Origin of the sequence: Rhizobacter sp. (assembly GCF_035702065.1) — a bacterium.
Taxonomy (GTDB): Bacteria; Pseudomonadota; Gammaproteobacteria; order Burkholderiales; family Burkholderiaceae_C; genus Rhizobacter.
In genome coordinates, this window is record NZ_DASSRA010000412.1 from 1 (window position 1) to 14,010 (window position 14,010).

Annotated in this window: 13 protein-coding genes; 9 read left to right on the forward strand and 4 right to left on the reverse strand. The window is 68.0% G+C overall.

Features of this window, described 5'->3' with window-relative positions; all coding sequences use genetic code 11:
* The 6 genes from VFL64_RS18120 to VFL64_RS18145 all read left to right on the forward strand — a co-directional run.
* Positions 1 to 690, forward strand: a 690-nt coding sequence (locus VFL64_RS18120; protein WP_489541777.1) for an ATP-binding cassette domain-containing protein, incomplete at its 5' end; no start/stop codon positions are given.
* Positions 677 to 1,759, forward strand: a complete 1,083-nt coding sequence (locus tag VFL64_RS18125; RefSeq protein ID WP_489541778.1) for an ABC transporter permease — start codon at positions 677 to 679, stop codon at positions 1,757 to 1,759. The genes VFL64_RS18120 and VFL64_RS18125, both read left to right, overlap by 14 nt.
* The gene (locus VFL64_RS18130) at positions 1,759 to 2,679 is read left to right on the forward strand and encodes an ABC transporter permease (RefSeq protein ID WP_489541779.1); all 921 of its coding nucleotides are present in this window, start codon (positions 1,759 to 1,761) and stop codon (positions 2,677 to 2,679) included. Before VFL64_RS18125 ends, VFL64_RS18130 begins: the two co-directional genes overlap by 1 nt.
* 65 nt (positions 2,680 to 2,744) lie before the next feature.
* Positions 2,745 to 3,908: a BMP family ABC transporter substrate-binding protein gene (locus VFL64_RS18135; RefSeq protein WP_489541780.1), complete on the forward strand. Its 1,164-nt coding sequence runs from the start codon at positions 2,745 to 2,747 to the stop codon at positions 3,906 to 3,908.
* A 67-nt stretch (positions 3,909 to 3,975) separates the two neighbouring features.
* The gene (locus tag VFL64_RS18140; RefSeq protein WP_489541781.1) at positions 3,976 to 4,953 is read left to right on the forward strand and encodes a Rieske 2Fe-2S domain-containing protein; all 978 of its coding nucleotides are present in this window, start codon (positions 3,976 to 3,978) and stop codon (positions 4,951 to 4,953) included.
* Positions 4,953 to 6,008, forward strand: a complete 1,056-nt coding sequence (locus VFL64_RS18145; protein WP_489541782.1) for an adenosine deaminase — start codon at positions 4,953 to 4,955, stop codon at positions 6,006 to 6,008. Before VFL64_RS18140 ends, VFL64_RS18145 begins: the two co-directional genes overlap by 1 nt.
* A 6-nt stretch (positions 6,009 to 6,014) precedes the next feature.
* Here the strand turns inward: VFL64_RS18145 and VFL64_RS18150 are convergent, their stop codons facing one another.
* Positions 6,015 to 6,674 carry an amino acid ABC transporter permease gene (locus VFL64_RS18150; protein ID WP_489541783.1) on the reverse strand — a complete coding sequence of 220 codons (660 nt, stop codon included), beginning with the start codon at positions 6,672 to 6,674 and terminating at the stop codon, positions 6,015 to 6,017.
* Positions 6,675 to 6,745: 71 nt separating this feature from the next.
* On the reverse strand, positions 6,746 to 7,534 hold the full coding sequence (locus VFL64_RS18155; protein ID WP_489541784.1) for a cystine ABC transporter substrate-binding protein: 789 nt from the start codon (positions 7,532 to 7,534) through the stop codon (positions 6,746 to 6,748).
* A gap of 190 nt (positions 7,535 to 7,724) precedes the next feature.
* On the opposite strand from VFL64_RS18155, the gene VFL64_RS18160 reads away from it, so the two are divergent.
* The 3 genes from VFL64_RS18160 (at position 7,725) to VFL64_RS18170 (ending at position 12,147) form a co-directional block, all read left to right on the forward strand.
* Positions 7,725 to 8,822: a BMP family ABC transporter substrate-binding protein gene (locus tag VFL64_RS18160; protein ID WP_489541785.1), complete on the forward strand. Its 1,098-nt coding sequence runs from the start codon at positions 7,725 to 7,727 to the stop codon at positions 8,820 to 8,822.
* 39 nt (positions 8,823 to 8,861) lie between these two features.
* Positions 8,862 to 9,785, forward strand: coding sequence for a DMT family transporter (locus tag VFL64_RS18165; RefSeq protein ID WP_489541786.1), 924 nt, complete (start codon positions 8,862 to 8,864; stop codon positions 9,783 to 9,785).
* A gap of 61 nt (positions 9,786 to 9,846) precedes the next feature.
* Positions 9,847 to 12,147, forward strand: a complete 2,301-nt coding sequence (locus VFL64_RS18170; RefSeq protein WP_489541787.1) for a response regulator — start codon at positions 9,847 to 9,849, stop codon at positions 12,145 to 12,147.
* Here VFL64_RS18170 and VFL64_RS18175 read toward each other — a convergent pair.
* Positions 12,129 to 12,908 (reverse strand): SDR family oxidoreductase, encoded by a 780-nt coding sequence (locus VFL64_RS18175; protein WP_489541788.1) that lies wholly within the window; start codon positions 12,906 to 12,908, stop codon positions 12,129 to 12,131. The genes VFL64_RS18170 and VFL64_RS18175 overlap by 19 nt on opposite strands.
* A gap of 4 nt (positions 12,909 to 12,912) precedes the next feature.
* A complete protein-coding gene (locus tag VFL64_RS18180) occupies positions 12,913 to 13,830 on the reverse strand; it encodes a DMT family transporter (protein ID WP_489541789.1) in 918 nt (305 codons plus the stop codon).
* Positions 13,831 to 14,010 lie beyond the last annotated feature (180 nt).

The following is a 14,010-nucleotide window of genomic DNA, read 5'->3' on the forward strand; positions in this document are numbered from 1 at the left end:
GGCATCGCCGGCGTCTCGGGCAACGGGCAGCAGGAGCTGATGGCCGCGCTCTCGGGCGAGGACACGCGCGCCGAGCCGAGCGCCATCCAGCTCTTCGGCAAGCCCATCGGCCAGCAGCGGCCGCAGGCGCGGCGCCAGGCCGGCCTGCACTTCGTGCCCGAAGAGCGCCTCGGCCGCGGCGCCGTGCCCACGTTGTCGCTGGCGCAGAACACCTTGCTCACGCGCACCGAGGCGGTGGGCCGCGGCGGCTGGCTGGCCACGCAGAAGGTGGCCGACCTGGCACGGCACCTGATCCAGCGCTTCAACGTCAAGGCTGGCGGGCCGGACGCGGCGGCCAAGAGCCTCTCGGGCGGCAACCTGCAGAAGTTCCTGGTCGGCCGTGAGATCGACGCCAACCCCAAGCTCCTGATCGTCTCTCAGCCCACCTGGGGCGTGGACGTGGGCGCGGCGGCGCAGATCCGCGGCGAGCTGCTCAAGCTGCGCGACGCCGGCTGCGCCGTGCTGGTGGTGAGCGAAGAGCTGGAAGAGCTGTTCGAGATCAGCGACCGGCTGCACGTGATCGCGCAAGGCCGCATGTCGCCGAGCATTGCCACCAACCAGGCCACCATCCCGCAGATCGGCGAATGGATGTCGGGCCTGTGGGACGGCAACAAGGACAAGAAGAAAGAGAGTGCCCATGCTCAAGCTTGAAGCCCGGCCCGAGCCCAGCCGGGTGATGTCGCTGCTGTCGCCGCTGCTGGCGCTGGCCATCACCGTGGCCATCGGCGTGGTGCTCTTCATCATCCTCGGCAAGGACCCGCTGCGCGGCCTCCAGGCCTTCTTCGTCGAGCCCGTGAAGAGCTGGTACGCGCTCAGCGAACTCGCGATGAAGGCCACGCCGCTGCTGCTCATCGCACTGGGCCTGGCGGTGTGCTTTCGCTCCAACGTGTGGAACATCGGCGCCGAAGGGCAGTTCATCCTCGGTGCCATCTTCGCGAGCGGCGTGGCGATGATGGCCGATCAAGGGACGAGCCGCTGGATCGTGCTGCCCATCCTGCTCGCTGGCGTGTTCGGCGGCATGCTGTGGGCCGCCATCGTGGCGCTGCTGCGCGACAAGGCCAACGCGAGCGAGATCCTGGTCAGCCTGATGCTCGTCTATGTGGCCGAGATGGTGCTGAGCTATCTCGTCTACGGCCCGTGGAAGGACCCGGGCGGCTACAACTTCCCGCAGACCATCAACTTCCTCGCCGTCACGCAGGTGCCCAAGCTCTTCAGCGGGTTCCGCGTGAACATCGGCCTCCTGATCGCGCTGCTGTCGGTGGGCCTGTTCTGGCTGTTCCTGTTCCGCAGCTACTCGGGCTACCAGCTGCAGGTGGGCGGCCTCGCGCCGGCCGCGGCGCGCTACGCAGGCTTCTCGTCACGCAAGGCGCTGTGGACGGCGCTGCTGCTCTCGGGCGGCATGGCCGGCCTGGCCGGTGCGCTCGAAGCCGCCGGGCCACTCGGCCAGCTCACGCCGCACGTGCCGGCGGGCTACGGCTTCGCGGCCATCATCGTGGCCTTCGTCGGGCGGCTGCACCCGGGCGGCATCGTGTTCTCGTCCATCCTGATGAGCATGTTCTACATCGGGGGCGAGCTGGCGCAATCGCGCCTGGGCCTGCCCAAGTCATTGACCGGCGTGTTCCAGGGCTTGCTGCTGTTCACGCTGCTGGCCTGCGACACGCTGATCCACTACCGCATCCGCTGGGTGCCTTCACGCCCTGCGGCAGCGGGGAGCCACTGATGGATGCCTTCGCCCTCCTGCTCGCCGCCACGCTCAACTCGGGCACCGTGATCGCCTTCGCGGCGCTGGGTCTGCTCATCAACGAGCGCGCCGGCATCGTCAACCTGGGCGCCGAAGGGATGATGCTGGTGGCGGCCATCGCCGGCTTCGCGGTCGCCATCCACACCGGCAACGAATGGGCCGGGCTCGCGGCCGGCGCGCTGGCCGGCGCGGTGCTGGCGGCCGCCTTCGGCCTGCTGGTGATCTGGCTCAACACCAACCAGTACGCAACCGGCCTCGCGCTCAGCCTTTTCGGCGCGGGCTTCTCGGCCTTCGTGGGCATCAAGTACACGCAAGAGAAGCTGCCCGAGCGGCCGCAGTTCCAGATCCCCGGGCTGGCAGACATCCCCTTCATCGGGCCGGCCTTCTTCCGCCAGCACGTGATGGTCTACCTGGCCATCGCGCTGACCATCGCGCTGGCCTGGTTCCTCTACCGCTCGCGGTCCGGGCTGGTGCTGCGTGCGATTGGCGAATCGCCCGAGTCGGCGCATGCCCTGGGCTACCCGGTGCGCCGCATCCGCCTGGCCGCCGTGATGGTGGGCGGCGCGCTGTGCGGCCTGTCGGGCGCCTACATCTCGGTGGTCTACACGCCGCTGTGGGTCGAGGGCATGGTGGCCGGCAAGGGCTGGATCGCGCTGGCCCTCACCACCTTCGCCACCTGGCGCCCGGCACGGGTATTGCTCGGGGCCTACCTGTTCGGTGGCGTGACCATGCTGCAGTTCCACCTGCAAGGCGAAGGCGTGCAGGTGTCGAGCCAGTTGCTGACCATGCTGCCGTATCTCGCCACCATCGTGGTGCTGGTGCTGATCTCGCGCAACGCCACCTGGATACGCGTGAACATGCCGGCCTCGCTGGGCAAGCCGTTCTTTCCTGGGAGTTGATAATCCGAGGCGCTCCACACGAGCGCCCGAATCCTTAGTGTGATGACCTTTCATCTGGAGAAGACATGACCCAAAGATCCAAACGTGCCCTGCTGCGCTTCGCAGGGTGGAGCACCCTCGCAGCCGCTGCCGCGTTGGTGGGTTGCGGCAAGAAGGAAGAGGCTGCCGCGCCGGCGGCCCCGGCTCCCGTGGCCGCCGCATCGGCCGCCGCGCCCAAGCCCGAGCCGCTGAAGATCGCCTTCGCCTACGTCGGCCCGGTGGGTGACGGCGGCTGGACCTTCGCGCACGACAACGCCCGCAAGGCAGTCGAGAAGGAGTTCGGCGACAAGGTCGTCACGAGCTTCGTCGAGAACGTGCCCGAAGCCGCCGACGCCGAGCGCGTGTTCCGCGACATGATCAGCCAGGGCAACAAGCTGATCTTCGGCACCACCTTCGGCTACATGGAGTCCATGCTCAAGGTCGCCCCCGAAGCCAAGGACGTGAAGTTCGAGCATGCCACCGGCTACAAGACGGCCGAGAACATGCGCACCTACGACAGCCGCACCTATGAAGGCGCGTACATGGCCGGCGTGATCGCCGGTGCGATGACCAAGAGCAACACGCTGGGCATCGTGGGCTCGGTGCCCATCCCCGAGGTCGTGCGCAACATCAACAGCTTCACGCTCGGTGCTCAGTCGGTCAACCCGAAGATCAAGACCAAGGTGGTGTGGGTCAACAAGTGGTTCGATCCCCCGAAGGAAACCGAAGCCGCGCAGTCGCTGATCAACGGCGGCGCCGACGTGCTGTTCCAGAACACCGATTCGTCGGCCGTGCTCAAGACCGCCGGCAAGGCAGGCAAGTACGCCTTCGGCTGGGACAGCGACATGTCGGCCTACGCGCCCGAGGCGCACCTGGCCTCGTCGATCATCAACTGGGCGCCTTACTACATCAAGGCCACCAGCGACGCGCTCGAAGGCAAGTGGGCCACCGGCAGCGTGTGGTGGGGCGTGAAGGAAGGCGCGATCGACATCGTCTCCATCTCCGACAAGGTGCCGGCCGACATCAAGACCAAGGTCGAAGGCATCAAGGCCGGCCTGAAGGACGGCAGCTTCGTCATCTGGAAGGGCCCGCTGGTTGGCAACGACGGCAAGGAGCTGCTGAAGAAGGACGAGGTCGCCGACGACAAGTTCCTCGGTGGCGTCAACTTCTACGTGAAGGGTGTGGAAGGCAAGGTGCCTGGCGCGAAGTAAGCCACGGCCCTGCCTGACTTGACGGAGGCCGCCCTGTGCGGCCTCCGTTCATTTGACAATCGCAAGCATGATCGAAGAGACACTTTGGCACCCCGTGGCAGACAGCGCATCGCTCGCCGATGACGCGCCGCTGCCCGTGCGCCTGCTCTCGCACGACCTGGTGCTGTGGCGTGACGCTGCCGGCGTGGCACACGCCTGGGCCGACCGCTGCCCGCACCGCGGCACCAAGCTGTCGCTCGGCCGCGTGCTGCACACCGAGGCCGGCTCGCGCCTGGAGTGCCCGTACCACGGCTGGCAGTTCACCACCCAGGGCCTGTGCCGCGTGATCCCGGCCCTGCCCCACTTCGTTCCACCCGGCACCCACACCGCCTGCACGCATGAGGCGCACGAGGCGCACGGCCTGGTGTGGGTGCGCCTGCAGCCATCGCTAAGCCTGCCGCCAGCCTTCGACGCCGAGCACGACGCGCGTCTGCGCAAGCTGCTGTGCGGCCCGTATGACGTCGCGTCCAGTGCACCGCGGATCGTCGAGAACTTCCTCGACTTGGCGCACTTCGGCTTCGTGCACGAAGGCTGGCTGGGCGACCGCGCCCACACCGGCCTGCCCGACTACCGCATCGACCCCACGGCGCACGGCTTCATCGCCCACGGCTGCGAGGCCTGGCAGCCGCAGAGCAACCGCCTGTCCACCCAGGGCAGCCGGGTCGAGTACCGCTACGAACTCACCGCGCCGTACACCGCGCAGCTCACCAAGCTGCCGCAGGCGCAAGACGGCTACCAGGACGTGATCGGCCTCTTCGTCTGCCCCATCGACCCGGAGCGAAGCCGCGTGTGGTTCCGCCTCGCCGTGACCGACTTCGATTCCAGCGACGACGAACTGCGTGCCTTCCAGAACACCATCTTCCAGCAGGACCAACCGGTGCTCGAATCGCAGAACCCGAAATGCCTGCCCTTGAGCGGCGGTGAAGTGCATTGCGCCGCCGACCGAAGCTCCGCCGCCTACCGCCGCCACCTGCAGACGAGCGGCATCACCTTTGGAGTGTGCTGATGACCACCACCATCCCCGACCACGTTGCCGCCATCCCGCGCGAGCGCCTGCCCGCCCTGCTGCGCGCCATGCCCAAGGCCGAGCTGCACATCCACATCGAAGGCTCGCTGGAGCCCGAGCTGATCTTCGAGCTGTCCAAGCGCAACAACATCGCCATTCCCTACGAAAGCGTCGAAGCGCTGCGCAAGGCCTATGCCTTCACCGACCTGCAGAGCTTCCTCGACATCTACTACGCCGGCGCCAGCGTGCTGATCCATGAAGAGGACTTCTTCGACATGGCCATGGCCTACTTCCGCCGCGCCGCCGCCGACAAGGTGGTACACGCCGAGCTCTTCTTCGACCCGCAGACCCACACCGAGCGCGGCGTGAGCTTCGAGACGGTGATCAACGGCCTCGCGCGCGCCAGCCGCACTGCCGAGCGCGAGCTGGGCGTGAGCAGCGCGCTCATCATGTGCTTCCTGCGCCACCTGAGCGAAGAGGCTGCCTTCGCCACGCTGGAAGAGTCGCTGCCCTACCACCACCAGTTCATCGGCGTGGGCCTGGACAGCGGCGAGCGCGGCAACCCACCCGAGAAGTTCGCCCGCGTGTTCGAGCGCTGCCGCGCGCTCGGCCTGCACGTGGTGGCGCACGCGGGCGAAGAAGGCCCGCCCGACTACATCTGGGACGCGATCGACCTGCTCAAGGTCGAGCGCATTGACCACGGCGTGCGCTGCCTCGAAGACCCGCGCCTGGTGCTGCGCCTGGCGGCGATGCGCATGCCGCTCACGGTGTGCCCGCTGTCCAACGTGAAGCTGTGCGTCTTCGGCACGATGGCCGAGCACAACATCGCCACCCTGCTCGAAGCCGGCCTGTGCGTGACCGTCAACTCCGACGACCCGGCCTACTTCGGCGGCTACATCAACCAGAACTTCATCGAGACCTTCGAGGCCCTGCCGCAGCTGGGCGCCAAGCAGGCCTACGTGCTGGCCCACAACAGCATCGAGGCGAGCTTCGCCACCGACGACCAGAAGCACGCCTGGAAGAAGCAGCTCGACGCGGCCTTCGCCGCGGCCTAGCCGCCCTCAGCGCTGGTGCGCCCGGTTGAGCCGGCGCTCCAGCCGCGCCTGCCCGCGCTCGAAGGTGGCGCTGAGCAGCCAGTAGATCCCAGCCGCCGCCAGATACAAAGGCAAGGGCCGGAAGGTGGTCGCGATCACCTCCTTGGTGGCGAGCATCAGCTCGGTCACGGTGATCACCGATACCAGCGAGGTGTCCTTGATCAGGCTGATCAGCGTGTTGCTCATGCCGGGCACCGCCACCCGCAGGGCCTGCGGCAGCACCACGTAGCGCAGCGTCTGGCCGTAGCTCAAGCCCAGGCTGGAACCGGCGGCCCACTGGTCGCGCGACACGCCGATCAGCGCACCGCGCAGCGTTTCCGACAGGTAGGCCGCCGCGTTCAGGCTCAGCGCCAGTGTGCCGGCCACGACCGGCGAGAACTCGATGCCGATGCTGGGCAGCCCGTAGTAAATGACGAACACCTGCACCAGGAGCGGCGTGCCGCGCATCAGGCTCACGTAGGCGGCCGCCACGCGCGGCAGCACGCGCGAGGGCAGCACACGCGCGATGGCGAGCGGAAAGCCCAGCACGCTGCCGCCCACCATGGCCGACAGCGCGAAGAGCAAGGTGTAGCCGCAACCCTTGAGCAACGTGGGCGCGGCCTCGCGCAGCAGGTCGAACAGTTCCATGGCGTGGGTCCTGGAAAAAGAAATCCCCGCTCGCGCGGGGATGGCCGGGAAAGGCGGCGCTCAGCGCCGCATCATCGCGCAGCCGGCGGCTTGCTCACGTCGACGCCGAACCACTTGACCGAGACGGCCTTGAAGCTGCCGTCCTTGAACGAATCAGCCAGAGCCTTGTTGAGCGCCGCCAGGAACTGCGGGTTGCCCTTGACGATCGGGATGGCCGAGCGCTCGGCCTCACCCACCGGCTCGCCCGGGCGGATCGGCAGGGCCGAGGTCTTGACGAGGTAGGACACCATCAGGCTGTCGTTGAGGGCGGCGTCCACGCGGCCGGCCACCAGGTCCTGCAGGTACTCGGGTGCACCGGGGTAGCTGCGCACCTCCACGCCAGCTACCGCCTTGGCCTTCTGCTCGAAGTTCGTGCCCTGGCCCACGCCGAGCTTCTTGCCCTTCAGATCGTCCAGGCTCTTGAAGGACCGAGTCTCGTTGCGGCGCACGATGAGCTGCGGGGCCGAGATGGTGTAGGGCTCGGTGAAGTCGAAGGCTTCCTTCCGCTTGTCGGTCACGCCCACCTGGTTGACGATCACGTCGTACTTGCCGGCCGACAGGCCGGCGAGGATGCCGCTCCACTCGGTGGTCACGAACTCGGGCTTCAGGCCCAGTTTGGCGGCCACGAGCCTGGCCACGTCGACGTCGAAGCCGCTGAGCTCGCCCTTGTCCTTGAAGTTGAAGGGTGGGTAGGTGCCCTCCACCGCTATGCGCAGCGTGCCACGCGACTTGACGGCATCGAGCAGGTCGGCCGCGTGGACGGCGAGCGAGGTGACCGCCGTCAGCACGAGTGCGACGAGGCGGCGGGTGGTCTTGTTCATGGGAACCCTTTCGGTCTGGAATCAAGGCCTGACCGTAGCCGCTGCCCTGAGGCGCCGCAAATACGGCTTCGGAATGAGCTTAGTCGTGACGCGGTTGGCAGGGGCGATCTGCGACAATCACGCCACTTGCCGCCTGCGTGCCCCCGCAGGCGGTTTGCTTTTGAACCCCGGGGCCATGTAGAGGAACACCATGTTCAAAAACCTCGCCCGCGGCCTGTTGGCCGCGATGCTCGCGGCCGCGTCCGCCCCACTCTTTGCTCAGACCCCGGCCAAGCCACCGCTGCAGGTCGGTTTCGTCTACGTGAGCCCCATCGGCGAGGCCGGCTGGAGCTACCAGCACAACCAGGGCCGCCTGCAGATGGAGAAGGCGCTGGGCAAACAGGTGGTCACCACCGCCGTCGAAGACGTGGCCGAAGGCGCCGACTCCGAGCGCGTGATGCGCGACCTGGCCTCGCGCGGCACCAAGCTCATCTTCGCCACCAGCTTCGGCTACCTGGAGCCCGCACTGCGCGTGGCGGCCGAGTTCCCCGACGTCGCCATCGAACAGACCGGCGGCTACAAGACCGCCAAGAACCTCAACACCTACAACGGCCGCTTCTACGAAGGCCGCTATCTCGCGGGCCTGCTGGCCGGCAAGATGAGCAAGAGCGGCGTGGCCGGCTACGTGGCCGGCTTCCCGGTGCCAGAGGTGCTGCAGGGCATCAACGCCTTCACGCTCGGCATGCGCGCTGCCAACCCGAATGCGCAGGTGAAGGTGCTGTGGCTCAACACCTGGTTCGACCCGGCGCGCGAGCGCGAAGCCGCCGTCACGCTCATCAACCAGGGTGCCGACGTGCTCACCAACCACAGCGGCTCGGCCGCCGTGCCGCAAACCGCCCAGTCCTACTTCAAGAGCAAGGGCGTGCGCGTGATCTCGTACCAGAGCGACATGCGCAAGTTCGCGCCCGATGCGCAGCTCACTGCGGTCACGCCGCAGTGGGGTGCCTACTACACCCGCGTGGCCGAGGCGGTGATCCGCGGCAGCTGGAAGGCCGAGCCGGTGTGGGGCGGCATCAAGGATGGCTTCGTCGCACTCGCGCCGTTCTCGCCGGCGGTGCCGGCCGATGTGGTGGCACTGGTGAAGGCGCGTGAAGCCGACATCGTGTCGGGCAAGCTCAAGCCCTTCTCCGGCCAGCTGGTCGACAACGCCGGCACCGTACGCCAGGCCGATGGGGTGATGGACGACGCCACGCTGTCGCGCATGAACTGGTTCGTGCAGGGTGTGGTCGGGACATTGCCGAAAGGCTGAGCACGCACGGGGCGTGCACCAAGACGGCACACTCGGGGGATGACCTCTCCCGCCCTCACGCCCCGCGTCATCCTCTTGCTCACGCTGCCGCCCCTGCTGTGGGCGGGCAACGCGGTGGTGGGTCGTTCACTGGTGGGCATCGTCCCGCCGCTCGCCTTGAGTGCCATGCGCTGGGCCGTGGCCCTGCTGATCCTCTTGCCGCTGGGCTGGCGGCTGTTCCAGCGCCCGCAAGACATCCGCCGCCGCCTGCCCTATCTGGCTTTGCTGGGCTTTCTGGGCGTGGGCAGCTTCAACGGATTGCAGTACCTTGCGCTGCAGACCTCCACACCGCTCAACGTGGCGCTCATCATCTCCAGCATGCCGCTGTGGATGCTGGGCCTGGGCGCGCTGCTCTATGGCGAGCACCCGACACGCCGCCAGGTGCTGGGTGCGCTGCTGTCGCTGGTCGGCGTGGTGCTGGTGGTCTCGCGCGGGCAGCTGGAGGTGCTGCTGGCCCTGCACCTGCTGCCCGGCGACCTGCTGATGCTGCTCGCGCTGGCGCTGTGGGCCTGGTACAGCTGGCTGCTGGCCCGCCCACCCGCCCACATGCAAGGCGAGGCCCGTCCGCCCTGGGGCTGGGCGGAGATGCTGCTGGTGCAGGTGCTCTTCGGCGCGGCCTTTGCCGGTGCGGCCGCGGGCGTCGAGGCGGTGGTGCATCCGGCACCGATCCAGTGGTCGATGGGGGTGCTGGCGGCGCTGGCCTACGTGGCCATCGGCCCCTCGGTGCTGGCCTACCGCTTCTGGGGCGAAGGCGTGGCCACCGTCGGGCCGGCCATCGCGGCCTTCTTCAACAACCTCACACCCATCTTCGCGGCCCTGCTGTCGGCCGCTTGGCTGGGCGAGTCGCCCCGCTGGTATCACGTCATTGCGTTCGTGTTCATTGCGGCAGGTATCCTCGTGACATCGCGGCCCGCCAAAGCCTGACATGCACACAACAACACCGCCGGCACCGGCGGCGCTCCCCGTCCCGGCACCAAGCCGCCCCTTGTGGCAGATCCTCTACGGCATGGCCGCCACGCTGATCCTGATGGTGGTGGGGCTGGACCAGTACCTCGGCATGCAGGTCAACGACCGCTTCGCGCAGTCGATCGAGGCCGACAAGGAATGGGCCGCGCGGCTGGGGTCGCTCTCCGACCTGCGGCAGGCGGCAGGCGACGTCAACGCCCCAGCCAACGACATCTTCGCCTCGGGCAAGGTCGAGCACGAGCGCCAGCGGCTGGCTGCAGCCGTGGCGCTGTTCAGCGAGCGCCTGGCCCGCTCGCGCAAGCTGTTCGACGCGCATCCCGTCGCCGCCGAGCGCGAACTCATGCTGAATGGCCTGGAGAACACCGAGCTGGCCACCCGCCGCATGCTCGACCAGGCCGAGCAGACCCTTGCGCACTACGCCGGCCAGCGGCTCGACACCGCCACACGCAGCATGGCCGAGGCGGACCGGCACTACGCCTACATCCAGGAGAGCATTCGCAACGTCGGGCTGACGGCTCGCAACATCCAGAAGACGCAGCTCGACCTGCTCGCCACCTCGGTCGAGCGCTCGCGCAAGCTCGAAACGCTGAGCGCGGTGCTGATGGTCGCGATCACATTGGGCATGCTGGCCTATGGGTTTCGCATCCGGCTGCAGATGGAGCGTGCGGCCGAAGAGAAGGCCCGCGACACGCGCGACCTGCAGGCCGCCAAGGAAGCGGCCGAGACGGCCAGCCAGGCCAAGTCGCAGTTCCTCGCCAACATGAGCCATGAGATCCGCACACCGATGAACGGTGTGCTGGGCATGACCGAGCTGCTGCTGGGCACCGCGCTCAACGACCAGCAGCGCCGCTTCGCCGACAGCGCGCACCGCTCGGGCCAGGCGCTGCTGGGGGTGATCAACGACATCCTCGACTTCTCCAAGATCGAGTCGGGCAAGTTCGAGATGGAGTCGCTGCCCTTCAACCCCTGCGAGGTGGCCTACGACGTGGCCGAGTTGCTGGCGGTGCAGGCCCACGCCAAGGGCCTGGAAGTGATCTGCCAGATGGCGCCCGACCTGCCCATCCGCGCCTTCGGCGATGCGGCCCGGCTGCGACAGGTGCTGATGAACCTACTGGGAAACGCCATCAAGTTCACCGAGCGTGGCCACGTGATGATCTCGGTCACCAAGCTGCCGGCTTCGAGCGCGGCGCACAACCACGCGGCGCTGGTCGAGTTCTCGGTGTCCGACTCGGGGCCGGGCATCTCGGCGGCCGACCAGGTGCGCGTGTTCGAGGCCTTCACGCAAGGCGACGGCACACGCACACGGCGCCACGGCGGCACCGGCCTGGGCTTGGCCATCTCCAGCCAGCTGGTGGCCATGATGGGCGGCAAGCTGCTGCTGGAGAGCGAACTCGCCAACGGTTCGCGCTTCTGGTTCGCCCTGCCGATGCGCCTGGTGCCCGACGCGCCCACCCTCACCGACCGAGAAGCCGCCGCGCTGCACGGCCTGCAGGTGCTGGTGGTGGACGACAACCCCACCAACCTCGACATCCTGCGCCACCAGCTCACCGCCTGGGGCCTGCGGGTCGACACCGCCACGAACGGCCTGCAGGCGCTCGACCTGTTGCAGCACCGTCCGGTGGTGCACGACCTGGCCATCCTCGACGTGCACATGCCCGAGATGAACGGCCTGGCCCTGAGCGAGCGTATCCGCGCCAACACCAAGTTCGACGAGATGAAGATCATCATGCTCAGCTCGGCCGGCCTCGACATCCCGAGCGTGGGCCTGGCACGGCTGGGCCTGTCGCGCTGGCTCTCCAAGCCGGTGCGCAAGCTGGAGCTGCGGCGCGCCCTGATCGACCTGCTGGCCCACACCGAGGTGGCACCGCACCCTGTGGCTTCGCCTGCAGTGCCCGCGCCCGTGGCCAGCCGCAACGCGCGCATCCTGCTGGCCGAAGACCACCCCGTGAACCAGGAAGTGGCCGCGCAGATGCTGCGCATGGCCGGCTACGAGGTGCTGGTGGTCGGTGACGGCGACGAAGCCGTGCAGGCCGCACGCGACGGAGTTTTCGACCTGGTGCTCATGGACTGCCTGATGCCGGGCACCGATGGCTTCGAGGCCACGGCCCGCCTGCGCGAGCACGAGCGCAGCCAGGGTACCGACGAGGCGCAGCGCCTGCCCATCGTCGCGCTCACTGCCAACGCGATGAAGGGCGACGTCGAAGCCTGCCTCGCCGCGGGCATGGACGACTACGTCGCCAAGCCCTTCACGCAGGAGCAGCTGGTGCGCATCATCGAGCGGCGCCGGCGCCGCGCGAACGATCAGAACGTGCCGGGGTAGGCGCCGCCGTCCATCAGGATGTTCTGGCCGGTGATGTAGCCGGCATGCACGCTGCAGAGAAAGGCGCACATCGCGCCGAACTCCTCGGCCGTGCCGAAGCGGCCCGAAGGGTTCTGCTTGCGGCGCTGCTCGGCGATGGCGTCCACACTCACGCCACCGGCCTTGGCCGCGCCCTGCATCGTGACGCGCAGGCGGTCGGTGTCGAAAGGGCCGGGCAGCAGGCCGTTGATGGTGACGCCCTTGGCGACCGTCTTGCGGGCGAGGCCGGCGGTGAAGCCGGTGAGGCCAGAGCGTGCGCCGTTCGACAGGCCCAGGATGTCGATCGGCGCCTTCACCGCCGCCGAGGTGATGTTGACGATGCGCCCGAAGCCGCGCGTCATCATCGGGTCGACCACGGCCTTCATCAGCTCGATGGGCGTGAGCATGTTGGCATCGAGCGCCTTGATCCAGGCCTCGCGATCCCAGTCACGATAGTCACCCGGCGGCGGGCCGCCGGCGTTGTTAACCAAGATGTCGACCTGCGGGCATGCGGCGAGTGCCGCAGCGCGACCTTCGGGCGTGGTGATGTCGCCGGCGACCGCACGCACCTCACCGCCCTTCATGGCCCGCAGTTCGGCGGCCGTGGCTTCCAGCGCCTCGGCACCACGCGCCGTGATGACGACGTTGACGCCCTCTTTCACCAGCGCCTGCGCACACCCTTTTCCCAAGCCCTTGCTGGCCGCGCACACCAGCGCCCATTTGCCTGCGATTCCGAGATCCATAGCCTTACCTCCATTTCGCCAGCAACCAGATGCCAGCCAGAACCAAGACCGTGCCCGCCGCGATCCACGCCGTAAAGGGCTCGCCAAGGATCAGCACGCCCATCAGGATGGTCGACAACGGACCGAACATACCCACCTGCGTGGCCATGGGCGCGCCGATGCGCTCGATGGCCATCATCACCAGCAGCACCGGGCAGAAGGTGCACAGCGTGGCGTTGAGCACCGAGAGCCAGATCACCTGCGGCGCCACCGCCATGGCCGCCACCGGCCGCAGGATGAAGAACTGCGCGATGCACAGCACGCAGGCCACGGAGGTCGCGAGACCCGTGAGGCGCAGCGCGCCCAGGCGCTTGACCTCTTCACCACTGTAGATGAGGTAGAGCGCATAGCTCACCACGCTGCCGAACACCAGCGCTGCGCCCAGCGCCACGTCGCTGCCCAGCAGCGACACCTCGTGGCCGAACACCAGCAGCACGCCGCAGTAGCTCACCGCCAGCGAGACGAGCTGCGGGCGCGTCACCTTCTGCTTGAACAGCACCACGCCCAGCGCCAGCACCAGCGTCGGATTGAGGTAGAGGATGAGTCGCTCCAGGCCGGCGGTGATGTACTGCAGGCCGGCGAAGTCGAGAAAGCTCGCGAGGTAGTAGCCGCTGAAGCCCAGGCCGCTCACCACCAGCCAGTCGCGCCGCGTGAGCGCCGGCTTGCCGCGCCCGGCCCACCACGAGAGCAGCAGGAACATCGGCAGCGCGAACAGCATCCTGTACATGATCAGCGTGACCGCATCCACGCCGTAGCGGTAGGCCAGCTTGACGATGATGGCCTTGCCGGAGAAGGCGATCGCGCCGAGGATCGCGAAGGCCAGGCCGGGCCACATGGCCCGGTGGGGTGCCGCTGCACCCGCAGCCAGTGGAGGGGAACTCATCGCGGCGATTCTACGAACCGGCTTGGTGCGACGAGGCCCGCATGAAAAAAGCCCCCGCGGGCATGGCCGGCGGGGGCTGGAGGACGGATCGCGAAGATCAGTCGCGGTCGAGCTTGCTGCCGCCTGTGCGTGCCACGCCGGCACGGGTGCCGTTGCCCGGAGGCACGCAGGTGAAGGTCA